At 64.0% G+C, this 24,945-nt stretch carries 27 protein-coding genes; 12 read left to right on the top strand and 15 right to left on the bottom strand.

Features of this window, described 5'->3' with window-relative positions; genetic code table 11:
- Nucleotides 1-13 precede the first annotated feature (13 nt).
- A complete protein-coding gene (groL, locus tag IVA96_RS12390) occupies nt 14-1,633 on the top strand; it encodes a chaperonin GroEL (RefSeq protein ID WP_247417413.1) in 1,620 nt (539 codons plus the stop codon).
- An 88-nt stretch (nt 1,634-1,721) separates the two neighbouring features.
- Nucleotides 1,722-2,057, top strand: coding sequence for a hypothetical protein (locus IVA96_RS12385; protein ID WP_247417412.1), 336 nt, complete (start codon nt 1,722-1,724; stop codon nt 2,055-2,057).
- 336 nt (nt 2,058-2,393) lie between these two features.
- Here the strand turns inward: IVA96_RS12385 and rpoH are convergent, their stop codons facing one another.
- The 3 genes from rpoH to IVA96_RS12370 form a co-directional block, all read right to left on the bottom strand.
- On the bottom strand, nt 2,394-3,284 hold the full coding sequence (rpoH, locus tag IVA96_RS12380) for an RNA polymerase sigma factor RpoH (protein ID WP_247417410.1): 891 nt from the start codon (nt 3,282-3,284) through the stop codon (nt 2,394-2,396).
- Nucleotides 3,285-4,003: 719 nt separating this feature from the next.
- Nucleotides 4,004-5,845, bottom strand: coding sequence for an ATP-dependent zinc metalloprotease FtsH (gene ftsH, locus IVA96_RS12375; RefSeq protein ID WP_247417408.1), 1,842 nt, complete (start codon nt 5,843-5,845; stop codon nt 4,004-4,006).
- Between the two features lie 246 nt (nt 5,846-6,091).
- Nucleotides 6,092-6,367, bottom strand: a complete 276-nt coding sequence (locus tag IVA96_RS12370) for a hypothetical protein (RefSeq protein ID WP_247279212.1) — start codon at nt 6,365-6,367, stop codon at nt 6,092-6,094.
- 246 nt (nt 6,368-6,613) lie between these two features.
- On the opposite strand from IVA96_RS12370, the gene IVA96_RS12365 reads away from it, so the two are divergent.
- From IVA96_RS12365 to IVA96_RS12355, 3 genes are all read left to right on the top strand, one after another.
- A complete protein-coding gene (locus tag IVA96_RS12365; RefSeq protein WP_247417406.1) occupies nt 6,614-7,801 on the top strand; it encodes a CoA transferase in 1,188 nt (395 codons plus the stop codon).
- Between the two features lie 282 nt (nt 7,802-8,083).
- Nucleotides 8,084-8,308, top strand: coding sequence for a hypothetical protein (locus tag IVA96_RS12360; protein WP_247279331.1), 225 nt, complete (start codon nt 8,084-8,086; stop codon nt 8,306-8,308).
- Nucleotides 8,305-8,484 (top strand): hypothetical protein, encoded by a 180-nt coding sequence (locus IVA96_RS12355; RefSeq protein ID WP_247279214.1) that lies wholly within the window; start codon nt 8,305-8,307, stop codon nt 8,482-8,484. The genes IVA96_RS12360 and IVA96_RS12355 overlap by 4 nt, the downstream gene beginning before the upstream one ends.
- 51 nt (nt 8,485-8,535) lie before the next feature.
- Here the strand turns inward: IVA96_RS12355 and IVA96_RS12350 are convergent, their stop codons facing one another.
- A complete protein-coding gene (locus IVA96_RS12350) occupies nt 8,536-9,258 on the bottom strand; it encodes a DUF72 domain-containing protein (RefSeq protein ID WP_247417404.1) in 723 nt (240 codons plus the stop codon).
- A 91-nt stretch (nt 9,259-9,349) separates the two neighbouring features.
- Here IVA96_RS12350 and IVA96_RS12345 point away from each other — a divergent pair, with 91 nt between their 5' ends.
- Nucleotides 9,350-9,568, top strand: a complete 219-nt coding sequence (locus IVA96_RS12345) for a hypothetical protein (protein ID WP_247279216.1) — start codon at nt 9,350-9,352, stop codon at nt 9,566-9,568.
- Between the two features lie 12 nt (nt 9,569-9,580).
- Here the strand turns inward: IVA96_RS12345 and IVA96_RS12340 are convergent, their stop codons facing one another.
- The 4 genes from IVA96_RS12340 to IVA96_RS12325 all read right to left on the bottom strand — a co-directional run bounded on the left by IVA96_RS12340 (nt 9,581) and on the right by IVA96_RS12325 (nt 14,479).
- Nucleotides 9,581-10,729: an amidohydrolase gene (locus tag IVA96_RS12340; protein ID WP_247279217.1), complete on the bottom strand. Its 1,149-nt coding sequence runs from the start codon at nt 10,727-10,729 to the stop codon at nt 9,581-9,583.
- A 122-nt stretch (nt 10,730-10,851) separates the two neighbouring features.
- Complete coding sequence (locus IVA96_RS12335) at nt 10,852-11,940, bottom strand: mandelate racemase/muconate lactonizing enzyme family protein (RefSeq protein ID WP_247279218.1); 1,089 nt, start codon at nt 11,938-11,940, stop codon at nt 10,852-10,854.
- A gap of 74 nt (nt 11,941-12,014) precedes the next feature.
- Nucleotides 12,015-13,208, bottom strand: coding sequence for a M20/M25/M40 family metallo-hydrolase (locus tag IVA96_RS12330; RefSeq protein ID WP_247279219.1), 1,194 nt, complete (start codon nt 13,206-13,208; stop codon nt 12,015-12,017).
- A gap of 32 nt (nt 13,209-13,240) precedes the next feature.
- Nucleotides 13,241-14,479, bottom strand: a complete 1,239-nt coding sequence (locus tag IVA96_RS12325; RefSeq protein ID WP_247279220.1) for an MFS transporter — start codon at nt 14,477-14,479, stop codon at nt 13,241-13,243.
- A 301-nt stretch (nt 14,480-14,780) separates the two neighbouring features.
- Here IVA96_RS12325 and IVA96_RS12320 point away from each other — a divergent pair, with 301 nt between their 5' ends.
- From IVA96_RS12320 to IVA96_RS12310, 3 genes are all read left to right on the top strand, one after another.
- Nucleotides 14,781-16,211 carry a TAXI family TRAP transporter solute-binding subunit gene (locus IVA96_RS12320; protein WP_247279221.1) on the top strand — a complete coding sequence of 477 codons (1,431 nt, stop codon included), beginning with the start codon at nt 14,781-14,783 and terminating at the stop codon, nt 16,209-16,211.
- 157 nt (nt 16,212-16,368) lie between these two features.
- Nucleotides 16,369-16,593, top strand: a complete 225-nt coding sequence (locus IVA96_RS12315) for a hypothetical protein (protein WP_247279222.1) — start codon at nt 16,369-16,371, stop codon at nt 16,591-16,593.
- 176 nt (nt 16,594-16,769) lie between these two features.
- Nucleotides 16,770-16,949 (top strand): hypothetical protein, encoded by a 180-nt coding sequence (locus IVA96_RS12310; RefSeq protein ID WP_247279223.1) that lies wholly within the window; start codon nt 16,770-16,772, stop codon nt 16,947-16,949.
- 166 nt (nt 16,950-17,115) lie between these two features.
- Here the strand turns inward: IVA96_RS12310 and IVA96_RS12305 are convergent, their stop codons facing one another.
- The 5 genes from IVA96_RS12305 to IVA96_RS12290 all read right to left on the bottom strand — a co-directional run bounded on the left by IVA96_RS12305 (nt 17,116) and on the right by IVA96_RS12290 (nt 19,439).
- A complete protein-coding gene (locus IVA96_RS12305) occupies nt 17,116-17,496 on the bottom strand; it encodes an avidin/streptavidin family protein (protein WP_247417398.1) in 381 nt (126 codons plus the stop codon).
- Nucleotides 17,497-17,626: 130 nt separating this feature from the next.
- Nucleotides 17,627-18,067 (bottom strand): CBS domain-containing protein, encoded by a 441-nt coding sequence (locus tag IVA96_RS12300; RefSeq protein WP_247279225.1) that lies wholly within the window; start codon nt 18,065-18,067, stop codon nt 17,627-17,629.
- 182 nt (nt 18,068-18,249) lie between these two features.
- Complete coding sequence (locus IVA96_RS35705) at nt 18,250-18,486, bottom strand: HGGxSTG domain-containing protein (protein WP_275974779.1); 237 nt, start codon at nt 18,484-18,486, stop codon at nt 18,250-18,252.
- 29 nt (nt 18,487-18,515) lie between these two features.
- Entirely contained in the window at nt 18,516-19,163 is a 648-nt protein-coding gene (locus IVA96_RS12295) for a hypothetical protein (RefSeq protein WP_247279226.1), read from the bottom strand.
- Between the two features lie 81 nt (nt 19,164-19,244).
- The gene (locus IVA96_RS12290) at nt 19,245-19,439 is read right to left on the bottom strand and encodes a hypothetical protein (protein WP_247417395.1); all 195 of its coding nucleotides are present in this window, start codon (nt 19,437-19,439) and stop codon (nt 19,245-19,247) included.
- 381 nt (nt 19,440-19,820) lie between these two features.
- Here IVA96_RS12290 and IVA96_RS12285 point away from each other — a divergent pair, with 381 nt between their 5' ends.
- Complete coding sequence (locus IVA96_RS12285; RefSeq protein ID WP_247417392.1) at nt 19,821-20,582, top strand: tripartite tricarboxylate transporter substrate-binding protein; 762 nt, start codon at nt 19,821-19,823, stop codon at nt 20,580-20,582.
- 177 nt (nt 20,583-20,759) lie between these two features.
- Here the strand turns inward: IVA96_RS12285 and IVA96_RS12280 are convergent, their stop codons facing one another.
- A complete protein-coding gene (locus IVA96_RS12280; protein ID WP_247279229.1) occupies nt 20,760-21,221 on the bottom strand; it encodes an NUDIX domain-containing protein in 462 nt (153 codons plus the stop codon).
- 104 nt (nt 21,222-21,325) lie between these two features.
- Here IVA96_RS12280 and IVA96_RS12275 point away from each other — a divergent pair, with 104 nt between their 5' ends.
- Nucleotides 21,326-22,447 carry a DUF1236 domain-containing protein gene (locus IVA96_RS12275; RefSeq protein WP_247279230.1) on the top strand — a complete coding sequence of 374 codons (1,122 nt, stop codon included), beginning with the start codon at nt 21,326-21,328 and terminating at the stop codon, nt 22,445-22,447.
- Nucleotides 22,448-22,497: 50 nt separating this feature from the next.
- Here IVA96_RS12275 and IVA96_RS12270 read toward each other — a convergent pair whose 3' ends face one another.
- Complete coding sequence (locus tag IVA96_RS12270) at nt 22,498-23,460, bottom strand: lytic transglycosylase domain-containing protein (protein ID WP_247279231.1); 963 nt, start codon at nt 23,458-23,460, stop codon at nt 22,498-22,500.
- 182 nt (nt 23,461-23,642) lie between these two features.
- On the opposite strand from IVA96_RS12270, the gene IVA96_RS12265 reads away from it, so the two are divergent.
- Nucleotides 23,643-24,677, top strand: a complete 1,035-nt coding sequence (locus IVA96_RS12265; protein WP_247279232.1) for a L,D-transpeptidase family protein — start codon at nt 23,643-23,645, stop codon at nt 24,675-24,677.
- Nucleotides 24,678-24,945: the final 268 nt, after the last annotated feature.

Raw genomic sequence — 24,945 nt, 5'->3', positions numbered from 1 at the left:
GGAGTTTGCAAAAATGGCTGCCAAGGACGTGAAGTTCGCGACCGAGGCCCGCGAGCGCATGCTGCGGGGCGTCGACACACTGGCGAATGCGGTGAAGGTCACGCTCGGTCCAAAGGGACGCAACGTCGTCATCGAAAAATCGTTCGGCGCGCCGCGCATCACCAAGGATGGCGTCACCGTCGCCAAAGAGATCGAACTGGAGGACAAGTTCGAGAATATGGGCGCACAGATGGTGCGCGAGGTCGCGTCAAAGACCAATGATCTTGCCGGAGACGGCACCACGACGGCGACCGTGCTGGCGCAGGCCATCGTCAAGGAGGGTGCCAAGGCAGTCGCCGCCGGGATGAACCCGATGGATCTCAAGCGCGGCATCGACCTTGCCGTGGACGCCATCGTGACCGACCTCAAATCGCACGCCAAGAAGGTTACCTCGAACGACGAGATTGCCCAGGTCGGCACCATTTCCGCCAATGGCGATACCGAGATCGGGCGCTTCCTGGCCGAGGCCATGCAGAAGGTCGGCAATGAGGGCGTGATCACGGTCGAAGAAGCCAAGAGCCTCCACACCGAGCTCGAGGTGGTCGAGGGCATGCAGTTCGATCGCGGCTACGTCTCCCCCTACTTTGTCACCAATCCGGAGAAGATGCGGGTCGAGCTCGAAGACCCCTATGTGCTGATCCACGAGAAGAAGCTGTCGGGCCTGCAGACGATGCTGCCGCTGCTCGAACAGGTCGTGCAATCGGGCAAGCCGCTGCTGATCATCGCAGAGGAGGTCGAGGGCGAGGCGCTGGCGACATTGGTCGTCAACCGTCTGCGTGGCGGCCTGAAGGTTGCCGCCGTCAAGGCGCCGGGCTTCGGCGACCGCCGCAAGGCAATGCTGGAGGACATCGCGATCCTCACCGGCGGCACCGTGATCTCCGAAGATCTCGGCATCAAGCTCGAGAACGTCTCGGTGAAGATGCTGGGCCGCGCCAAGAAGGTCGTCATTGACAAGGAGAACACCACGATCGTCGACGGGGCCGGCGCCAAGAAGGACATCGAGGCGAGAAGCCAGCAGATCAGAACCCAGATCGAGGAAACCACCTCGGATTACGACCGCGAGAAGCTCCAGGAGCGGCTGGCCAAGCTCGCCGGTGGCGTCGCGGTGATCCGGGTCGGCGGCGCGACCGAGGTCGAGGTGAAGGAACGCAAGGACCGCGTCGACGACGCGCTGCATGCGACCCGGGCTGCGGTCGAGGAGGGCATCCTGCCTGGCGGCGGCGTGGCACTGCTGCGCTCCCTCAAGGCGCTCGAGGGCGTCAAGACCGCCAATGCCGACCAGAAGGCCGGCGTGGACATCGTGCGCCGCGCAATCCAGGTGCCGGCTCGGCAGATCGTGCAGAATGCAGGCGAGGACGGCTCCGTCGTCGTCGGCAAGCTCCTCGAGAACCAGACCTACACTTGGGGCTTCAACGCGGCGAGCGGCGAGTACCAGGACATGGTGCAGGCCGGCGTGATCGATCCTGCCAAGGTGGTGCGCACGGCCTTGCAGGACGCGGCCTCGGTTGCTTCGCTGCTCATCACGACCGAAGCGCTGGTGGCCGACAAGCCGAAGAAGACGGAAGCGGCAAGCGCTCCCGCGATGGACTTCTGAGACGAGCGAGCCCGGCCCAGCGGCCGGGCTCGTTCTCCATGAGCTGTCACGATCAATTGCATCTGTTTTCGAACGATAGGAGGATGAGATGATCAAGGATCGTACGTTCTCCGCTCGCGCGGAGAACGCCCGAATAATGTTGCGGCACCTCGCCGCGTTGGCCGTTGGTGCCGGCCTTTCCCTCGTGCCCTTTGCGGCCTACGGCGCCGAAAGTCCCGGTTCTATCAGGAACGCGGCAGACAGTTTCGAACAGCTCGCGTTGCCGTCGATCCCATACCTGGACACGATGCCCTGGCAGAATTGGGAGCGGGCCAGTGCAACCATGAAGGTGGATACATTGCTGTCGCCGGTCCTGGGACCATCGGGTATCCGGCTCGATCTCGCGCCGCCGGATCGGGTCCGACCACAGCCTGCCATGAGCTGACAGCGGAGCGGCCGGCCGGCCGCTCCGGACGTGACGAGGCCGCGAACCGAAAGGAGGATGATCAGAGATGAGAGGCGTTATCGCTGCCATTGCCTTGTTGGGGATGGTCAATGCGCTTCAGGCCAAAGAGGCCGACTCTCCGCGCGCAGAGGCGCGGATTTCGGCCGAGCCCGCCCGGCAGCTCGCTACCAGTTCCGTTGCAACGTCTCGCAGCAATGCTGAAAAAGTGCGCCAGAATGGGCGCAGAAGCGCTGACTTTTCGGCCGAGCGTATCGTCCCCGACATCTGCAGAGGATGCTGATCGGCCTGGCCGATCAGCATCCGTTTCGCGCTCATCTAATGTATTGTCGCGAGGTTCGGATCGGCCAGGCCCGCGCAGACCTTCGCCTTGATCCGTTGCAACGCGCGCTGCTCGATTTGGCGGATTCGCTCGCGCGAGATGCCGAACTTGCCGGCGAGCGAGTCCAACGTCTTGTGCGGCTCGTCCAAATATCGTGCTTCGATGATGCTGCGCTCCCGTGGCGACAGCGCAGCAATGGCGTCCGTGAGGGCAGCTTTCGTTCGTTCACGATCGGCTGCTTCCAGCAGCAGACTTTCAGGATCGGGGGAGGGATCCACGAGACGATCCTGCCATTCATCGCCTTCTGTCTCGACGCTGAGCGGCACGTTGAGCGAGATGTCGCCGCGCAGCCTGCCATTCATCTCGACCACGTCATCCTCCTTCACCTCGAGACTATCGGCGATATATCTGAGCTGATCGGTGCGCAGATCGCCATCCTCGGCCACGCCAAGCCTGCGCTTCAGCTTGCGGAGATTGAAGAAAAGCTTCTTCTGCGCCGCGGTGGTGCCCAGCTTGACCAGCGACCATGATCTCAGGATGAATTCCTGCACTGATGCCCTGATCCACCAGGAGGCATAAGTCGCAAGCCGAAAGCCTTTCTCCGGATCGAACCGCTTGACGGCGAGCATCAGTCCGACGTTAGCCTCCGAGATGAGGTCGGCGATTGCCAGGCCGTAGCGGCGATGCTGGAGCGCAATCTTGGCCGCCAGCCGCAGGTGGCTCGTCACCAGCCGATAGGCCGCGTCACGATCGCCGCAATCGCGCAAGCGCCGGGCATATTCGGCTTCTTCCGACGGCTCGAGCAGCGGAAATCGATGGATCTCCTTCAGGTAGCGGGATAGCCCGCCTTCGGAATGGATCGCGGGAAGTGATGAGGCAACTAACATCGCGCACCCCCCTCACGAACATCGTTCGCGCCGATCGGGGGCGCGCTGCTGATCAATGTGGGAGTGGCGAAGAAGCGCCGAAAGCGGCACAGCTGGGAGCGCGGCGATTTTGGCGGGCCGCGCGGTCGTAGCGCAGGCAGGTTTCATGTCCAAATCCTCAATCGAGCAAGATGGTCAGAATCACCACCAGCCTCACTCGCTGAGCCCGAACTTGGCACCCAGACGCTCTCAGGCCGGTGGACGCATTTAGAATTTGAAAATCGGCGGAAGGTTCCGACTTGAATGTTGGATGCTGAAATTGGCAAGGAGAGGCCCGCCCCTTTCTTCGATGCAGACAGCCTCTTGAAACCTGAAGCCTTCGTTCCAATTTGGTCCACGCGCGCGGTGGAGTTCTCCGAATGCCATTCGCGTGCCCGGCAGGTTGGTCGGCCCCCTTCGCCTGGTGCGCATGTCTGGTTAGTGGGATGGATGATTATCGTGATCTTGTCAGCGCGGCTCTTGCGCTGTTCTGCGCCGGCGTGATCTTGGTGGCCGGCCACCTCTTGATCGAATGGCACGCCAGGCATGCCGAGCCCGGCATAGAGGTCGAGGCGCCGAAGAGCGGAGGCTCGCCTTCGCCGCTCCTCTCAAACGGCTCGCCGCCAAATAGGAAGATGATCGAACTCTCAACGGAGGTCAGGCGGAAGCGGCCTACTTAAAGCTGTCTTGCGTCATGAAGCTCAAATCGCACGCAGCCCCTCCTTGGGCATTTCGTGGATCAGCGCATCGATATCGCTCTGCTCCAGTGTCTCCCGTTCCAAAAGCTTCTTCGCGGCGCGGTCCAGGATCGGCCGCCGCGTGTTCAGGATGCCCTGGGTGCGCTGGAAGACCTGATCGACAATGGCTTTCACCTCGCGGTCGACTGCGGCCGCAGTTTCTTCCGCATAGTCGCGCTCGCGAACCGGATAGGGACGGTCGGCGCCGGCAAGGAAGTTGCCGGGATCGCGTTCATAGGCGACGCTGCCCAGTCTCTCGGACATGCCGTAACGCGTCACCATGCTGCGGGCGATGTCGGTTACGCGCCGCAGATCGTCGGCCGCACCGGTGGACAGGTGTCCGAACACGATCAGCTCCGCGGCGCGGCCGCCGAGCAGCACCGCCATCTTGTTCTCCAGCTCCTCCTTGGTCATCAGGAAGCGGTCTTCGATTGGTCGCTGAATGGTGTAGCCGAGCGCGCCCACACCGCGCGGGATGATCGAGACCTTGTGCACGGGATCCGTGCCCGGCAGGGAGAGCGCGACGAGGGCGTGCCCCATCTCGTGGTAGGCGACGATCTCGCGCTCCTTGGCGTTGAGCAGGCGATTGCGCTTTTCGAGGCCCGCGACCATGCGCTCGACCGCATTGTTGAAGTCGCTCATGCTCACCGCGTCAGCCGCGCGGCGCGTCGCCAGCAGCGCGGCTTCATTGACGAGATTGGCAAGGTCCGCACCCGTGAAACCCGGGGTGAGCGCGGCAACGGCGTCCGCATCGACGCCTGCCGCCAGGCGCACTTTCTTCATGTGCACCTTGAGGATCTCTATGCGGCCCTTTTTGTCGGGCCGGTCGACCAGCACCTGCCGGTCGAAGCGTCCGGCGCGGAGCAAGGCGGGATCGAGGATTTCGGGCCGGTTGGTGGCGGCGAGGATGACGAGCCCGGAGCGCGAATCGAAGCCGTCGAGCTCGACGAGCAGCTGGTTGAGCGTTTGCTCCTTCTCATCGTGGCCGCCGGCGAAAGGGCCGATGCCGCGGGCCCGGCCAAGCGCATCGAGCTCGTCGATGAAGATGATGGCCGGCGCCTTTTCATGCGCCTGCTGGAACAGGTCCCGCACACGTGCGGCGCCGACGCCGACGAACATCTCGACGAACTCCGAACCCGAGATCGAGAAGAACGGCACTCTGGCCTCGCCGGCGACGGCCTTGGCCAGCAGGGTCTTGCCTGTGCCCGGCGGGCCGACCAGAAGCACGCCTTTCGGCATGCGGCCGCCGAGGCGGCCATAATCGGTCGGGTTCTTCAGGAAATCGACGACCTCGCGAAGCTCGTCCTTGGCTTCGTCGACCCCGGCGACGTCGGCAAAGGTGACGCCGGTATTGGACTCGACATAGACCTTGGCCTTGCTCTTGCCGATGGCCATCAATCCGCCGCCGATCCCGCCGCCTTCCGCCATGCGGCGGCCGATGTACCACCACAGGCCGAAGAACAGGAGCACGGGCATGACCCACGACAAAAGGTCGCGCAGGAACGTGCTCTCGATCTGCCCGGTGAAACGGACGTTGTATTTCTCCAGCTCCTGCGCAACGTCGTGGTCGACACGCGTGGTGACGAATTGCTTCTGGCCGCCCGGCAGCGGCTCCTTCAGCGTGCCCTGCAGGGTGCGGTCGGAGATGCCCACGCTATCGACTTTCCCCTGACGCAAGAGCTGCTGGTATTCGCTAAAGGGGATCACGGCTATCTGGTGGGCCGCGGAGATCAGGTGCTGGATCAAGAAGACCGCGAAGATCGCGGCGACAGCATACCCAAGATTGAAGCGGACATTCTTGTTCATGCGAAAGCCAGGTCCGATATCGTTGCGCAGCCGGGTAGCCTCGAGGCGCGTTTTTTAGCGCGCTCGTTTGGGCCCGGTACGCATCCGGACCTGCATCGTACCGACAGAACTTTTCCCGCCGCCATCTGTTCCTGGCAGACCAACTGCGCCCTCAGTGAGAGGTACTCGCATCCGCAGGGGTGCGTTCAGGCGATGGCGACGCAAGATAGCAATAAGGCCCGGTTGCAGGCCGGGCCTTATCTCAGCTCACCAGGGATACCAATAGGGATACGCCGCTGGATAATAGCGGACGGTCCGATAGTATCGGGGTCCATAATAGACCGGCGGACCATAGACCGGCTCATAGTAAACCGGCGGTGCAGTCGCGGCGGCCAATGCTCCGGTGAACAGGCCGAGCGCGACGGCCGGACCGATGCCTGGACCACCCCAGTGATGATGGCCTCGCCAGTGGGCCGAAGCTGGCGCAACCGTTCCGATGAGGAGCGTTGCTGCCGCGGCGATTGCAAGAGCAAGCTTTCTCATGTGACTTCCCTCGAATACGCGCCCGCGAAGCGCGGGCTTCCCAATCCTCTGCATGAGTTCCGTTTTGCCGAACACGCGGCCCGGCAGCATCAAAACTTAGGAATGGCCGCGGCGAGTTCAAGTCTCGTGCTTCGGCTCCTTTGCGGATCCGACGTTTGGTCGCACTGGCGAAACGTGCCCGGCCTCCCTTGCCGTGGCCGCCAGCCCCTGTAATTTGGAGCGCAAACATCAGGGGGGAAGCGATCAATGGGAGGAGTTCTGGAAGGCGTCCGCGTGCTCGATTTCGGGCGCTATATCGCGGGGCCCTATTGCGCGACATTGCTGGCCGAATTCGGCGCCGAGGTCATTCGGGTCGAAAAGCGCGACGGCAGCGAGGATCGCTTCGTGGCACCGGTCGGCGACGATGGCGAAGGCGCGCTGTTTCTCCAGGTCAACCGCAACAAGAAATGCATTACGCTCGATCCGATGAAGGAGGAGGGGCAGGAGGTGATGCGCCGCCTGATTGCCACCGCGGACGTTGTCGTCGCCAATCTGCCGCCGCAGACCCTGCGCGCGATGAAGCTCGACTACGCGTCGTTGCAGACGATCAAGCCCGACATCATTCTGACCACGGCGACCGCGTTCGGCGGGCCGGGGCCCTGGTCCGACCGGGTCGGCTTCGATGGCGTGGGGCAGGTGATGTCGGGGGCGGTGTACATGACCGGCGCAGGCGATCCGCCGTATCGGGCCGCGGTGAATTGGGTCGATTTCGGCACGGCGCTGCACTGCGCGTTCGGAACGCTTGCCGCGCTGATCGAGCGCGGCAAATCCGGGCGCGGGCAGATCGTCGAGGGCGCGCTGCTCGCAACGGCTTTGTCCTTCACCAATGCCACCTTGATCGAGCAGGCCGTCATCAACGTCAATCGCGTGCCGACCGGCAACCTCGGCCAGACCGCGGCGCCAGCCGACATCTACCGCACCAAGGACGGGTGGGTGCTGTGCCAGGTCACGGGTCAGCCGCTGTTCAAGCGCTGGGCGAGGCTGATGGGCGAGGAGGAGCTGTGGCTGAACGACGCGCGCTTTGCCGACGACATCAGCCGCGGCAACAACGGCCCTGTCATCAGCGAGCGGATGGCGCGCTGGTGCGCCGAGCGCACCACGCAGGAGGCTGTCGACACCCTGGGCAAGGCCATGATTCCGACCGGACCTGTCCTCAGCCCGCAACAGGCGCTGGACCATCCGCACATTCGCGCCGCCGGCTTCATGCAGGACGTCGACTATCCAGGCCTGCCGAAGCCCGCACCGATCGCCCGCGCCGCCGTGCGGCTGTCGGAGACGCCGGGCGAAATCGCAACGCGCCCGCCGACGCTGGGCGAGCACACCGATCTCGTCCTCACCGAGCTCGGCTACGACGAGGCCGCGATCGCGGCGCTTCGGCAAGATGGCGTCATCTAGACCATGACAGGAGGGCGCAGCCAATCCGAATGGCTGCGAGCACGCCCGCCACTGAACACCCGCGGCGAAAAACCAGTGAGAGCGGCGCAAAGGTCTTGCAAGGGGAAGCGAAAATAATCGATCGCGGACGCTCGCGTCCGGCGGACAAACGGAACGAGGCGGGGAGCGGCGAAGGAGCATCTTGACAGCGTAACAAGCCGGAATATTTTTCACGCCGGAAGAACTATCTTTCGATATATCGAAATCAAGAGGACCGTGGAAAGACCGTCAGGAGTGACGATGATGCTTGACCAGGATCTGGCCCGCATTCGTGCGCACCGAAGCAACCTCCAGCGCTATCGGCGCCTGCTGAAGACGAAGCTCTCAGATATCGAACGCCAGTTCATCGACCGACGGCTCGCCGAAGAGCAGGCCGCGCTCGAGGCGCTCGCCGCCGATGTCTTTCCCGCCACGTTCACGCTCCCGAATATGCAATCGGCTTCCGCCGCGATGGGAGCGGAACGATGAGCGACGTCCGCAACCTCCTCATCCGCGGCAGCGAGAAGGTGATCCAGCACTATCGCCTGCTGCTGGCCAGCGCGAAGACCGAAAGCGAGCGCCAGCTCTATCGGAGCCGGATCGAGCGAGAGCAGCGCCTGCTCGAGACGCTGCAAGACGGCGTCCCGCAGCGATCGGCGGCATGAGGTCCCACCCTGGTGTAGCGACAATCAGGTGCAGCGCAGTGTGGCCGGGCGCTACAGCAATTGCTTCAACGTCCGGGCATCGGCCGGCGCCGCGCTCTTCTGGTCGTTGTCGAAATAAACATAGACGTCGCAGCCCTGCCGCTTCCATGACTTGATACGCCGCGCCCATTGCGCCAGCATGGTCTTGGTATAGTGCCCGTGATAGCGCCCGCTCGGCCCGTGTCCGCGCACATAGACGAAATCCGCCGTGCGCTTCCATGGCGCCGGCGCATCGTGATGATCCGACAGGCACAGCGAGATGTTCTCGTCGGCCAGCATGCGCAGGATGCGCGGCTGGTACCAGCTCGGATGACGGAATTCGAAGCTATAGCGCCGTTTCCTCGACAATAGCTTGAAGAAGGCGGCGAGGCGGTCCGCGTTGGCCTCGAATTGCGGCGGGAGCTGGAACAGGATCGGCCCCGCCTTGCCGCCCAGCCTTGAAATACGATCCTCCAGCAGCTCGAGGCTGTTGACGGAGCGGTCCGACAGGCGCTTCCAATGCGTGATGAATTTCGACGCCTTCCAGGCGAAGACGAAATCGCGGCCGGTCTGCTCGCGCCACCCTTTCACCGCTTCCGGCGTCGGCGTGCGGTAAAACACGCCGTTCAGCTCGGTGGTATCGAACTGTCCGGCGTAGTAGCCAAGCTGCTGCTTCAGCGGCAGGCCTTCGGGAAAGAACGGTCCTCGCCAGGAATCGTAGTGCCAGCCGGAGGTGCCGATCAGAATGCGCGCCATGTTTCACGTGCCATCCGTTGCCATTTGCCGGAGGGAACGTCCGCGCGGCCGATACGTTGCTCGTGAGCTTGATCAACGCAGGACTGAACCGATGTACGCGCTGTTCGAAGGCAACAAGCAGATCGGGGACCCCTTTCCGACCGAGAAAGAAGTGTGGGAGGCCGCCTTGATCGAGGGATTGGTGACCGACGTCCCGGTCGCCGACGAGGAGGGCGGCGGCCGGCTGCTGCCTGCCGGCTATCATGTCGAGCGGGTGGAAGAGGTTTGCGAGCCGCGGCCGGACTGGAAGCTGCCGCGCGAGATCTCCTGAATAGGCCTGCGCCTAATTCGACGCCAGCGCCATCTTGGCGACCTCGGCCATCCAGCCCGATGCGACGGGGAGGATCGCGTCGTTGAAATCGTAGCGCGGGCCGTGCAGCTCCGCGCCATCGCGCAAGTCCCCGTTGCCGATCCAGACGAAGGCGCCCGGCCGCTGCTGGAGATAGAATGCAAAGTCCTCGCCGGCCATGCTGGGCGCGAGATCGCGCCGCACGGGAGCCTGCACCTTCTCCGCGGCGATGCGGGCAAGCTCCGCTTCGGCCGGCGTGTTGATCACCACACCCACACCCCAGATGATCTCTGGCGTGACCGTGACGCCGAAGCTCGTCGCAATCCCGGCGCAGGTGCGCTCGATCCCGTCGAGGATGGTATCCTTGACCGCGTCGCGATGGTACCGCAGCGTGCCGCGGACCACGACGCGTCCGGCGATCTGGTTCGGCGCGGTGCCGCCTTCGATGGTGCAGAGCGAGAGCACTGCGGTGTCGAGCGGATCGACGCTGCGCGAGGTGATCGATTGCAGCGCCACGATCAGGTGGCCGGCCGCCACCACCGGATCGCGCGTCAGATGTGGCATGCCGGCATGTCCGGCATGGCCCTCGATGGTGATGGTGATGCGCCCGCCCGAGGCCATGACGACGCCGTCATGCACCGCGATGGTGCCGGCCGCAAGGCCCGGCCAGTTGTGAAAGCCGAACACCCGCTCCATCGGAAAGCGGTCGAACAGCCCGGCCGCGACCATCGCGCGCGAGCCGCCAAAGCCTTCTTCGGCCGGCTGGAAGATGAAGTCCACCGTGCCGCTCCAATCGGTGTCGGCGGCGAGCAGTGCTGCCGCGCCGAGCAGCGAGGCGGTATGCCCGTCATGGCCGCAGGCATGCATCACGCCGGGAGTTTTTGAGGCGTAGGGCAGGCCGCTGTCCTCGGTGATCGGCAGCGCATCCATGTCGGCGCGCAGGCCGACGCGCCTCTGCGCATGCCCGCGCATCAAGGTCGCGACGATGCCGTGGCCGCCAAAGCCTGAGACGAAGGAGATGCCGAGCTCGGTGAGCCTGTCCTGCACGAAGGCAGAGGTCTCCTTCTCCTGCAGGGACAATTCGGGATGCGCATGCAGATGGCGGCGCCACGCGGTCAATTTCTGGTGCAGCTCGGGTGTCAAGATGGGGGTCTTTCGCAGGGGATTGGCGGCGGCACCATAGCGGAATATCCGTGCCCTGCATCAAGCGCCATGGAATGCCTCACTTGCAGCCGCATCGTCATGGCCGGGCTTGACGGAGCACTCTACGCCGCCAGCTTCGCCAGCCCCTTCCAGTCAAAACCGACGCCGTGGCCGGGACGGTCCGGCGCCAGTGCCATGCCGTCCTTCAGCACCAGCGGATGCTCGATATAGGTGTCGAGCCCGAAGCCATGCGCTTCCAGATAGGAGCGGTTCGGGCACGCCGCGAGCAGATGCACGGTGATGTCGTGCGCGCCGTGGCTGGTGACGGGCAGGTTGAAGGCCTCCGCCAGCCGCGCGATCTTCATGAACGCACTCACGCCGCCGCAATTGGTGACGTCGGGCTCGGGATAGGACACCGCGGCATTGGCGATGTAGTTCTTGAACTCCCACAGCGAACGCAGATTCTCGCCCGCTGCGATCGGCACACAGCCCTCCTGCATGATCCGCGCATGGCCTGCGACGTCATCGGGGATGATCGGCTCCTCGAGCCAGGTGAGGTCGAAGGGCTGAAGCGCGCGGGCGGCGCGGATGGCCTCCTCGACGGTCCATTTCATGTTGGCGTCCGCCATCAGCGGAAAACCGTCGCCGAGATGCTGTCGCATCGCGGAGACACGCCCGATGTCGGATTTCAGGTCGGGCCGGCCGACCTTCATCTTGATGGCGCGAAATCCCTTGGCGAGATTGCCGTCGGTCTGCTTGAGCAGCGCCTCGACCGAAAGATCGAGATCGATGCCGCCGGCATAGCACGGCACGGCAGCGTCAAAACCGCCGAGCAGACGGAACAGCGGCAGCTTCGCGCGCCGCGCCTTCAGATCCCACAGCGCGATGTCGAGCGCGGAGAGCGCCAGCACCACCGGCCCGCCGCGGCCGCCATAATGCAGGGCCCACCAGACATGATGCCATATCGCCTCCGTGTCCTCCGCCTCGCGGCCCTCGACGAGCGGTGCAATTTCGCGCTTGACGATGTCCGCAGTCGCCCCGCCATTGCGCCCGACCGTGTAAGTGTAGCCCACGCCTTCGGCACCGTCAGCATCGCGGATGCGGCAGGTGATCAGCTCGAACGCCGCCATCTCGCCATGCATGGAGTCGGAGAGCGTAACGGGCAGCGGGATTCGGTAGAGTCCGGTCTCGGTCGTTGCAATGCGCGCCATGTTTCCTTCCTGCGCTTTTCCCGCAGGCTAGGGCGATGTGCGGGCCCCCGCAAGCGCGCACCGTGCAAGGCAGCTCACCGCATCGTCGCGAGCTGCAGGGCCAGCGCACAGGCGCGGTCGTATTCGTCGAGATTGATCCACTCGTCGATGGTGTGCGCCTCGTTCTGGCCGGCGCCGAAGGTCACCGTCGGAATGCCGTGGCGGACCATCCAGTTGGCATCCAGGCCGCCATTAGCGGCGCGGACGTTCGGGGTTCCCCCGACCGCGGACACCGCCGCGATCGCGCGTTTGACCACGGGCAGGCTCTCCTTCATGCGGAACGGATAATAGTCGGTCTCCGCCTTGAATTTGACGCGACCGGACTTGCCTTGCGCGTTGGTGACCTTCTTGGCGGCCTTCTCGAACGCGGCCTTGTAGGCCCTGGTGATCTCTTTGAAGAATTTTCCGTCGTGGCTGCGGCTCTCGCCGCGCACATGCACGTAGTCGGTGACCACATTGGTGGCATCGCCGGCGGGGCGGCCCTCGCCGCCGGTGACGGGACCGACATTGCTGGTGCCTTGCCGCTTGCCCTTCACCACCTTGCCGAACCAGCCGCCGGCCTTCACCTCGGCAAGCGCGAGCGCCATGATCATCGTCGAGGAGATGCCGCGCTCCGGCGCGACGCCAGCATGGGAGGCGCGGCCGAAGATCTCGACGGTCCAGCGGTCGGCGCCGACCGCGCCGATGACGACGTTGGAGGCCGAGCCGCCGTCATAGTTGAACGCCATCTCCGGCGCGCCGAGCTCGTCGAGCTTGACGTGGCGCGCGCCGTAGAGCCCGCTCTCCTCGCGCACGCAGAACAGCAGCGTGATCGGCGGATGATCGGGCTTCTGCCTGGCAAGCTCCGCGGCCAGCGTCACCAGCACGCCGCAGCCGCAGCGATTGTCGCCGCCGAGCGCGGTCCTGGCGTCGTTGACGATCTTGCGCCCCGATTTCTTCGGCTTGGCGCCGGCGCAGAGCGGCACGGTGTCCATGTGGGTCATGAACATGATACGCGGCTGGTTGTGCAGAGCGCCGCGGCCGGGCAGGTCGACGATGAGGTTGCCGGTCTCGGTCGGCACGGGAATGCGCGTGTTGGCATCGTCGAGCCGGATCGCCTTCGCCGGCACGCCGCTCTCCTTCAGCGCGGCCGCGAGCTCACGCCCGATCGCCGCCTCCTGTCCCGTTACGCCCTCGACAGAGAGGAAGCGCATGAGGCGGTCGGTGGCGGCTTTGGTATCGACAGGCATGAATGATTCCTTTGGCGAGCGGGCGCGTCATCCTATGGGCTTGGCGAGGTGTAAGCCAAGAAGATCAGCACGCCGAATGCGAGCATGGCAGCCATGAACAGCAGCACCGCCGGCAGCCCGGCGAGCGCCGCCACCGCACCGGTGACCGACTGCATCAAGGCCGCGCCGAGAAAGAACGCGAGGTTCACGGCTGCGAGCGCCTTGCCCGCTGTCTGCGCATCGACCAGCTGCCGGGACATGCCGAACAGCAGCGGCTGCGCAGAGGTCGCAAGGCCAATGAGCACGAACAGCACGAAGTCGTATTGCGGCGGCATCACCGGAAGGCCGAACAGCACGGAAACCGCGTGATGCGGTGCCCCCAATGCCATCAGCGCCAATAACAGCGCCCCGGCCATATGCGTGCCTGCCACAAGCGCGCGGCGGCGGCCCAGCCTGCGGTCGATCATACCGATGCACAAGGGGCCGGCGATCATCGCCAGCGTGAACGCGCCGAGCTGATTGCCGGCTTCGACCCGCGACAGGTCCTTGACCTGCATCAGCCACGGCCCGCCCCACAGGCCGCGCAGCACCAGCGAGGTCGCCAGCGACACCAGCGCCAGTGCGATCAGGCCGCGCAGGGGCCGCGACAGTCCGAGCCGGAGCACCTCGATCATCTGCGACAGTGGCGAGGACTCGTCCTTGTGCTCGGCCGCCTGGTGCGGCACCAGCGCGAACACGGCGAGCGCCACCGCGACGCCGCCAGCCGCGGAGATCCAGAACCCTGCGCGCCAGCCCCAAGTGTCGACCACGAAGGCGAGCGGGCTCGACGACAGCAGCATGCCGATATTGCCGATCGAGAGGATCGCGCCAGACCATAGGCCGAAGCGACTTGCCGACAATTGCTTGGCCGCCAGCGTCATCGGGCACATCAGCATGCCCGAGGTGGCAACGCCGAGCAGCACCTGCCCGACGGCAAAGCTCGCAGGTCCGGCCGCAAACCCCGACGCGATGGCGCCGATGACGGTTCCCGCGAGCAGGCTGAGCGAAACGGGGCGCACACCGAAGCGGTCCATCGCCGCCCCGACCGGGATCTGCGCCGCGGCAAAGGCGAAAGGATAGACCGAGGTGAGGCTGGCGAGCGCCTGCGGCTCGATATGGAAATCCGCCGCCATCAGGTCGAGGCTGACCGCAGGAATCGTGCGCAGCAACGTGGAAAGCATGTGCCCGCAGGCGAGCGCGAGCAGCGCGAAGATCAGCGCGCGGGTGCCATCTCCCGTGGCAGCGGTCGTCATGAGCGTCCCGTCCCTGGAAGGTTTCGGATCGGCGTACATGATCGTCGGGCGGACGCCAATGGCGGCAGCGGGACCCCCTCATTCCGGAATGTGGCTTCTGGATCACCGCGCGAAATGACCAGGTGCAGACAGCCGGCAATCAGCATGGCGCTTGCCGAGCGCCGGCCGTCACGACGACGCGCTTGGCAGGCGTTCAGGCCTCGGACGGTTTGTGAACCAGGACGGCCGCCAGGACGTTATACTCAGGAAAAACGTGGTATCCTGCCAGGCAGGTGCGCCATGATCTGCGGCGGCAGCGGCAATGTCTTCGTCCGAGAGTCCAAGTCAGACGACCAGCGACGCGGCCCGCCGAGAGCGGAGAAGGAGCAATTCCTTACTGTTGGTCCTCGCCGTTGGATTTCTTGTTTTTGGCGTTGCGGCGGGTGCACTCTATTACGCGTTACGGCCGGACATTCTGCGGATCGCCGTCGGACCGCCCGGCAGCGACGACTACAGAACAATTCAGGCGATGGCCGATGCCTTCGGCAGCGAAAGCCGAACGACCAGGCTGGCTCTGATCAAGACCGAAGGGGCGGTGGAGTCTCTCGCCCTGCTTGGGGCAGGCAAGGCAGATCTTGCCGTCGGCCGCGGCGATCTGGAAATGCCCGCCGAGGCGCAGACCGTTGCAGTCGTGCGTAAGAATTTCGTCGTGCTATGGGCGCCGTCTGGACTTGCCGGCAAGAGCTCCAAAAGAAAACCCTCGCCGAAAATCAAGGAAGTCGCCGATCTCGCCGGACGCCGTGTCGGCGTGATCGGGCGGACCCCGGTGAACGCCGCGTTGCTGCGGGTCATCCTGAGCGCGTCCGGAGTACAGGCGGACAAGGTCGCGGTCGCGCAATTTGGCACTGACCAAATCGAGGAACTAGCACGCGATCTCACCCTCGATGCATTCATGGCGGTCGGGCCCCTCGACAGCAAGATCACATCCGATGCCGTGGCCGCAACGGCGCGGGTGCGCGGCGAGCCGAAGTTTCTCCCCATCGAGACATCGGAAGCGATCGCCCTGAAGCACCCCCGCTATGAAACCGAGGAGATTCCGCCCAGCGTCTTCAATGCGGATCCGGCTTGGCCGGATGACAAAGTTGAGACGGTCAGCGTCAGCCACCTCATCGTGGCGAGAAAGACCTTGTCCGAAACGACGGTCGCCGCGTTTTTCCGGCAGCTCTTTGCCGTTCGTCAGGCGATTGCGAGGCAGGTCCCCGGTGCGGCACACATCACCAAGCCGGACCTCGAGAAGGACCCCGAGCTGCAGGTACATCGGGGAGCGGCGGCCGTCATTGATGGCAACGAACGCACCTTCCTCGACCGCTATGGCGATTACTTCTGGTTCGGGCTCCTGCTTCTCTCCGGAATCGGCTCGGCCGCCGCCTGGTTGCGCCGCTATTTGAACCGCGACGAAAGGGACGATAACACCAGCCATCGCAAGAGAATCCTGGCCATGGTTTCCAGCGCGCGGACCGCGGAATCCAACCAGGAACTACTTGCCCTGCAGCGTGAGGCCGATGCCATCATCGCCGAGACGCTCGAGTGCTACGATGACGGTGCTATCGAGGAAGAGGAGCTCGCGGCATTCGGGCTGGTGCTCGACCTCTTGAGCAATGCCATTGCCGAGAGGCGAGCCGCGCTGCAACGGGCTACCTTCGAAACCGTTCGCGGCGCGGCAACAGGCCATGGCGTTACGCCGCGCGGATAACGGCAGCCATCTGAACCTGTCGTAGCGGGCTCCGCGGCGCCCGCGACGGCTGCCATTCGCCGCCTTGCCGTACTCAGCTCTTGAGTGGCCTTCCGATCGGCGGACGATAGGAACCAAAAAGACATCGTCGCTCTTACCTCGGTCAGGAGACCTACTCATGCTGTCCTCAAAACCGCCACGGCCCATTCGCACAACGCTCGATCTTGCGAACGCAGAGCAGGTCAAGTCTGTACGCAGGCGGCTTCGCATCTCAGCTACCGATTTGGTCAGGATCGTCGACAAGATCGGCAACTCTCTAACGGCCATAGAGAAGGAAGTGGAGCTCGAGAAGCTGGCCGTTCAGCAGTGTAATGCCAAGAACGCGCCCACGACTCTCGAATAAATTCGAGTCATCCCGTCGAAAAGGAGAATTGCGATGAACGGCCTGATTTACCTCATAGGGCTAGTCGTTGTGATCGCGGCCATTCTTTCGTTCTTTGGCTTGCGATGACCGTCTCGGTCCTGCAGGCTGACGCACCGCCGATCCGGTGAAGTCGTTCGCAATTTCGCGTGCAGCAAATGGTTGATCCGCACCAGGTGAATACCATCATAGCCACGACGATTTGTGCGTTCTTCAAGGGACATCCTGACGCCCAAATCGGAGCCGAAGAAGCCAAGCTGCTGGCCAAGCAGATCACTGAAGCGCTGAACGGGGCTGGGCTGCAGATTGCTGCCGTCAATGAGATCACGCCGCGCTAGCCCTGCCGCTGGCGAGCGCATGACTTAGCTCGATGTATGGAGATCGGGCTTGAGGCGGCGAGGGGCAGCCGTGCATCGTTCAGCACGAGATCGGACATGTGGCCGCACCGTTTGGGGCACCCTCGGGTCGTTTGTCGACCAGGATCGTCGGATCCGGGGCTGAGCGCTAGCTCCGTTCGAACGTATCGACGTTCGTTGTAACGGCGCGCCACCAATTCACCGGTTTCAGCTTCGCCGGCTCGCCCTCGCTGGAGGCGCTCAGCGCTTGGTCTGTAATCACGAACCAGGCGGTCTCCATCTTTCCGTGACGCAACAGTCCGGTATAGGAGACGGCCCGATCGCCCGTCGCAGACGAGCCCACCGCGACAAAGGCGATGCAATTGCCCTTGTGAAACCCGGTGATCGGCACCGCTTGCCCGTAAAAGCCGCTGTCTTCGAGCGCGGTCTCGAAATTCCCCTCGATGCGGCCGTTCGCATCATTAGTGATGCGCAAGATGGAGCCGAATTGATTTCGCCAATTGCCGACCCAGGCGATCTCGGTTCCCATGCCGGTTCTCCTACGCTCGTCGATTTGGTTCGGCGCGCAGCCGGGCAGCCTGTCCAGTTCCTTCGCGACGCCGCCTGACTGTGGCTGATCTTGCTGCCCCTTCAAACGCCTCGGGAGGCGCGACGGTGCTTCAGCCGGAGATCGCGCCCGCGTGCTGTCCGCCTGCCTGTGAAATCCCGTGCAGCGCCTTCGCGGCACCGTCGCCCGGCTTGCACACGGCGATGTCGCCGAGCGAGATGATGCCGACCAGCCGCTTGTCTCGATTGAGCACGGGCAGCCGCCGCACCTGGATGTCGGCCATGTTGCGGGTGACCTCGTCGATGTCCTGGTCCTCGAAGCAATATTTGACATCTGCCGTCATGACGTCACGGACCGGCGCATCCGGTCCCAAGCCCATCGCGACACCTCGCGTGGCGATATCGCGATCCGAGATCATTCCGACCAGGCGGTCATCGTCGGTGACGGGCAACAGCCCGACATTGAGCGCCGCCATCGCCTCGGCGGCCTCCCTGATGGTGTCTTGGGGTGTGCAAAGCTGCACGTCGTGGGTCATTGCGTCGCTAACTCTCATTGGAAACCTCCATCCCTGATAGGCCGCCAACAAAAATCGCTGGCGGTCGTTCCTCCGGAGCAGGTCGCCGAAGGCGACGAATTCATGACGTGGCGATGGCGTGCCCATGGCACGATTCTCGGGAGCGACAGCGCATCTGACTGACCTCCCACGGACCATCTGACACGTCGGGCGCACGCAACTTACTTTAGGTCATTCAGAAGCTTCCATGCTTCATCCAGCAAGACCTGAACCTGCCGTCGCTCGGCGGCGCTATCCTTTGTGAACATTCCATGCTTCCGCGCATTCTGATTTCCCTTCGGCGCGCCGGATCTCCGTGCGCCGCCGTGCATGCGGCAGCGGACCTTGCCGTGCATTGCCGGCGCACGACAGACGGTGCCGCTGCGCGTCCGTGCGCCGCAGCGCAGGCTCGACTGCATTGCATCCGTGTTGCGGACGTGTTCGCTGCTCATGCGCTCGCGTCGTTTTCCACGCCGAGTCCGCCTTGTCCGCCCTCGCGTGCCGGGACCGCTTCTGCCTCGGCCGCGCCTGGCTGCGCAACGATCACGCTCGCATGCTGGGTGACGTTGCCCACAATAGCGCTGCCGCCGTCCTGCACCGACACGTTCTGCACCGTGATGGCGCGCTCGCCATTGCTGCGGTGGCGGCTGAGCGCCTCGGTCTGGGCTGCAAACGTGCGGGCCAACCGGGTCAATGCACGGGTGATGCCTTCCTGCTGCTGAAGATTCTCGGTGAGAGCGAGGCGAAAGGCGGAGCGCATCGCCGCGACGTGGACGGACACCATCTGCGCCATCAGCATGGTTTCGATGGAATCCCTGGGCCCGATGCTCTTCATCATCGAGATCATGAAGGCGAGATTGGCCTCGTCCGGCTTTTGGTTGATCACGCTGGCCTTGAGCAATTGCTTGAGAATGCCATGCAGCGCGTCGCGATCGACGGCACCGAGCGCCTCGGCCAGCAGCCGCTCGCCAGCTTGCGGGTCGGGATGTTGGATCGTCAAGCGCCGTCGGGTGAGCTTGATGCGAGGCGTGGCTCTGCTGCGATCCGTTGTTGCCGCGGTGGGTGCCGTGCTGGTGCAATTGAGAGATGTCGTCATGTCCTGGGTTCCTTGCCGGAAGAGGCGCGAGCGCTTGCCGCGCGAAGGCGGGTCGCGCTCGGCGCGCGGTGATTGCGATTTTCAGATGTCGATGAAGGGCTTACGCGCAGCCAGCTCGATGTGCCCGGGGGCTGGACCGGCCTGGACGCTCACGGCTGCTGCGATGATGATATTCTGCCAGTGTTTTGCCCGACGAGTCAATTCGATTTCGTAATACCAGAAACTCCGCTCGTCCTGCGCAAGCCCTTGTTCCGACAGCGGTCGGCTACTGTGCATGGGGTTGTTTTCGCATCTTTTGTTGCAGAGCTGCTCTCTCGTGCCGCGCGGCGGAATGCCGGTGTGCAAACGTGATTGCGAATTTTGGCGGAGCCGCTCATCATGATCTACGAGCGCGTCGCACCAACAAGCATGCACAAGCGGCGCGATGAGGTCTGGGGAGGGAACGAATGCAACGAACGCTTCGCCTGCTGGCGATTGTCGCCGGATTGTGCGTGACGACACAGGCGCTCGCGCAGAAATATCCGGCGCGGCCGGTCAAGATCATGGTCGGCTTCAGCGCCGGCGGCCCGGTCGACGTCGTCGCGCGCATCATCGGCGATCGCTTAAGCAACAAGCTCGGACAGCCCTTCGTGGTCGAGAACCGCGCCGGCCAACGGCATGATCGCGGCCGAAGGCGTCGCGCGCGCGGACGCGGACGGCTACACTATCCTCGCTTGCAATTCGTCCACAATCACGCTCAACAAGACGCTGTTCAGGGATATCCGCTACGATCCGGAGAAAGACTTCGCGCCGCTCACCACCGTGGTCTCGGCGCCGCTCGTGCTCGTCGTCAATCCCGAGAATCCCAAGACGGCGAACATCAAATCGGTGGCCGATCTCGTCGCCGCCGCGAAGGCCGCGCCCGGCGCGCTCGCCTACGGCTCGGGCGGCAACGGCAACCTCGCCCATCTCGCCATGGAGCTGCTCAGCCAGAAGGCCGGCATCAAGATGATCCATGTGCCCTATCGCGGAGGTTCGGCGTCCGAGGTCGGCCTGCTCGCTCAGGAGGTGCTGGCGGTGTTCGATCCGCTCTCCGCGGTGCCGCTGGTGAAGGCCGGCAAGCTGCGCGCCCTCGCGGTGTCCTCAGCCGAGCGGCTGCCGTCGCTGCCTGATGTGCCGACCGTCGCGGAAGCCGGCTATCCCGGCTTCGACATCTCGTTCTGGGTCGGCTTCTTCATGCCGAAGGCGACACCCGCCCCGATCCTTGAGACGCTGCACCGGGAGATCATCACTGCTGCCAAGGATCCGTCGGTCGAGGATAAGCTCGGCTCGCAGGGCGTGGTCTCGGTGCTCAGCCCGACTGAGTACGCCGCCAAGATCGCGAAGGAGACCAAGGAGCTCGCCGACGTCGTGGCGGCCGCGAGCATCAAGGCGGAATAGGGAGGCTTGCGTTTGCGCATGATCGCGCTGCGGGCCTCCCTTAACCGCTTCCGCTTGCGGGAAGGTCGGCGCGTAGCGCCGGGTGAGGGCATTTTCCTCTCGGGGACTCCCAATGCGGAGACACCCTCTCCCCAACCCTCTCCCGCAAGCGACGACAAGCCGGTCTGAGCGGCGCGCCTATTCGCCGCTGGCCAGTCGCTTCAGCCGATCAAGCAGCGGGCGTTGTCCTGCGTTGATCCTCTCCTTCGCCTCTTCGAGCGCGAACCATTCGGCACGGTCGACCTCCGGGAAGGTCTGCCGTTTGCCGCTGCGTGGCGGCCATTCAATCTCGAACGTGTTGCTACGCATGCTGCGCGTGTCGATGTCGAACTCGGCTGCGAACGCGGTGACGAGCTTGCCGCCGCGCTGCCTGACCTCTCCAAGCGCGATCAGCGGCACGGACAGCTCGAGTCCAAGCTCCTCGGCAAACTCCCGCCGCGCGGCGATTTCCGCATCTTCTTCGCCCGCATACTCCCCCTTCGGGATCGACCATGCACCGAGATCCTTGTTGCGCCAGAACGGGCCTCCGGGATGAACGAGGAGAACCTCGAGTCTGCGGCCCTTCCGATAGGCGATGATTCCGGCGCTCTTCGATGGCATCGCAGTTCCGTGGCGGCGGTCTGTCCTTCTCTCGGGAAAAAGTGGAACAGAGCGTTTTAACGCAAGTTAGTAGCCAATGTTCATTTGATAAAATGGAGTGAACCATGATCCGCCTGTTGGCAACCACCGCCTTAGGGCTGGTGCTGGCGAGCGCCGCTCTTGCGCAATCGCCAAGCACGACCACGAAGTCCGAGCAGACACCGCAATCCCAATCAAATTCCACCGCGCCGTCCACCACCTCGCCATCGGGCGCGGCTGACAAGCAGTCGACCACATCGCAACCGCAGCAATCACCGCCGACAGGAAGCTCGGCGCAGAATGCGCAGACAAGCGCACCGCCTTCCGGGTCTGCGAACTCCGGTTCCGGCACCTCAAATGCTGCCAACAGCGCGGACACGTCCACGCGGCCGCAGAGCGGCGCGGCAGGCTCGAACACGGCCGGCAACCAGCCTGCGACGCAGCAGGGCGCCAACCCGCCACCGGCGAACACGAACCAGGCGCAGGATCGGTCCAATCCGCCGCCGGCCAATCAGGCTCAGCAGGCGCCCGCGGCATCTGGGGCCAACCAGGCGCAACAGTCGCCGAATGCGCCAGCCAGCAATCAGGCGCAGGGCGAGCGGTCCGGCACCAATTCACAGGCGGCCGCTCAGACCGACGTCAACCTCAACAAGCAGCAGGAGACCAAGATCAGTACCTCGATCTCGCGCCTGAACGTGCGGCCGCTGACCAGCGTGAATTTCTCGCTGAATGTCGGCACCGTGGTGCCGCGCGACGTGCATCTCTCGACATTGCCGCCTGACGTCGTCGAGATCGTGCCGCAATATCGCGGCTACAGCTTCGCGCTGGTGAAGGATCAGATCGTCGTGGTCGATCCGGCGACCTACAAGATCGTGACGGTGCTGCCATATTCGGGGCAGTCCACCGCAACAACGACGACCACGCGCGAGCGTAGCGCCAGCAAGTTCTCAGATCGCGATCGTGAAGCGATCCGCAAGCATGTGAAGACCCGCACCGAAGGACGGAGCGAACGGCAGACCACCGGCAGCACGGCACGCACCGAGATTCGTGTCGGCGACCGCGTTCCTGAGAGCGTCGAGGTGGAAGAATTTCCGAGCACCGTCTATCACGATGCGCCGGACCTGCGGGAATATCGCTACATCCACCGTGACACGCGCACCTACGTCATCGAGCCGCGCGAGCGTCGCGTGATCGAGGAGATCGACTAGCCTCCCGCCGATCGGAAGTCGCTCTGTCGAGCGACTTCCGAATCAGAGCATCAGCCCGAAGTCCGTTCGCGCGCCGCGAAACGGATAGCGCGGGTCTTCGCGCTCTTTCCGGCCGCGCGTGCTGCAATCATGCTGCGCGCGTTGCCGTGAGCCGAAGTGTTCTTCCGGAGCAAGGTCGCGAACCGCTTGCGGGCGCGGTTCGCGGTCAGCCGTGCGGCAAGCTGTTCGCCCTTGCGAATGATGGTCGTGACCGAAGGCGTCAGGTTGACCGGAACCCAGGCGACATCCCTGGCTTTCGAGAGGCTGCCGACGCCTTCGCACGGCGCTTCGCGCGGCAGGTCGATCCGAATCGCAAGCGCTTCCGCGCGCTCGGTCCAGTCGTCGGCCCTGGTCCCGGTGATGATGCGGACATAGTCGCGTGTCTCTCGCGGCAGCTCGCTCTCCTTCGCAAGCCACTTCTGGATGCGGCCGGGGCCTGCGTTGTAGGCGGCGGCTGCGAGGCCCAGATTGCCGAAATCGTCACGGAGCTTGCGCAGGAATTTTGCCGATGCCGGCAGCGCCTTCATGGGATCGAACGGATCGTCGAGCCCGACTTCGGCGGCGGTCTCGGGCATGAATTGCGCGACGCCCTGCGCGCCGGCGTGGCTAACCTCGTTGGACTTGAAGCGGCTCTCCTGCCAGATGAGGCGCGCGAAGAACGGCACCGGAATGCCGCTGGTTTCGGCTGCCTCACGAAGCGCGTGGCAGAACCGGTCTGTCGGTGAAACGGGCCCCTCGGCGACGGTTTCGCTCGCGCGTGGCGGATCGCTCTTCTCCTCATAGGCCGCGCGTGCATTGGCGAGCTCGATGGCCTGCACGCTGGCAAGGAAGAGCTCGACCACCGGAACAAGTGGCAAGGCATGATTGTTCTGAAGAACAGTGGTGTCGAATGTTGATGTTTGCCGGGACGCCGACGGATCGAGATCGCACATCAGAATTAGAAATGCGGCGCAAGCCGCGACGACAAATCGCATTACTGGGGCAACCTCGAACTGTGGGGTGAGCGGCCAGCGATGCGCCGGCGATAAGGAGTTCTTAACCGCGCGATTGCGGCAAAGCTGCGGTCTTATGGGTTCCGTCGGTGCTACTACGGTGTTCCTGATGAGAAACTCTCCGCGGCTTTGCGGATCGCTGTTGCGAGCTGGGAAGAGCGATCATGGTGCGATGGATGCTTGGCGCGGTGATGTCGCTCTGGTTGCTCTGCCCGGCATTCGCGGGCAATTTCGACGCAGCAGCGGTGAACGATGCTGCGCGTCCTGAAAAGCAGCCGGCGACCGACAAGATCAACGCTTCGGTGTTGAAGCTTCAGATCCTGCTCGATCGTGCCCAATTCTCTCCCGGCCAGATCGACGGCAAATTCGGCGAGAACGCGCAGAAGGCGCTGAAGGCATTCGCCGAGCAGAACGGGATCGCATCCGACGCGGGCATAGCACCGGAGCTCTGGGAGAGGCTGAGCACGGCGAGCGAAGGTCCTGTCGTCGTCGACTACAAGATCACCGAAGCAGATGTGAAGGGGCCGTTCCTCAAAAAGCTGCCGGCCAAGCTCGATGACATGAAGTCGCTGGAGGCGCTGAGCTACACCAGTCCGCTCGAAGGGCTCGCGGAAAAATTCCACATGAGCGAGGAGCTGTTGAAGGCGCTCAATCCAAGAAAGGCCTTCGACAAAGCCGGCGAGACGATTGTCGTGGCCAATGTTCCGGCGCGACGGGAGCTTCCGCGGATTGCGCGGGTCGAGATCGACAAGACGAACGCAACACTGAAGGCGTTCGACGAGACCGGTCGTCTCATCGCGTTCTATCCGGCGTCAATCGGCAGTCCGGACCGCCCGACGCCAACGGGGACGTTGAAGGTAACCGGCACCAACGAGCAGCCGACCTATCACTACAATCCCGAGTACAAGTTCAAGAGTGTCAAATCCAAAAGGCCGTTCGACATCAAGCCGGGGCCGAACAATCCGGTGGGTTCGTACTGGATCGGCTTGTCGGCGCAGGGCTACGGCATTCATGGAACGGCAGAGCCCGACAGGGTCAGCAAGTCCGCGTCTCACGGCTGCATCAGGCTCACCAATTGGGACGCTCGTGTGCTCGGCGAGAACGTGAAGCGCGGTACACCCGTCGTCTTCCTCGATGCGCCGACGGAATCCTCCTCCAAGCAGCGGAGCAGACCGACCGGCGGGCGGACCTCGAACTGATCTTTGGGAAAATCCTTGCGCATCGCGATCTCGGCGGCGTCGCCGGGCCGCAGCACGGTCTGGAAGGCCGGTTGCGGCCTCGTCATGATGTCGTAGAGCGAGGTGGCCTTGATCGGCTTGCCCCTCAACTCGCGGACGCAGTCGGCGAGCGTGCCGCTGTAGACGAGATAGGGCGGGCTTCGGTCCTTCTGCCTCTACCCTTTCGCCGACGGCCACTTCTTCGGCTCGGCCGGCGCGTCATAGGCGATCGCCGATCCCTCTTTGAACA

The sequence above is a fragment of the Bradyrhizobium sp. 159 genome (assembly GCF_023073795.1).
Classification (GTDB): Bacteria; Pseudomonadota; Alphaproteobacteria; order Rhizobiales; family Xanthobacteraceae; genus Bradyrhizobium.
Note: the sequence above shows the minus strand (reverse complement) of the source record. Positions and strands in the feature narration are given on the sequence as shown.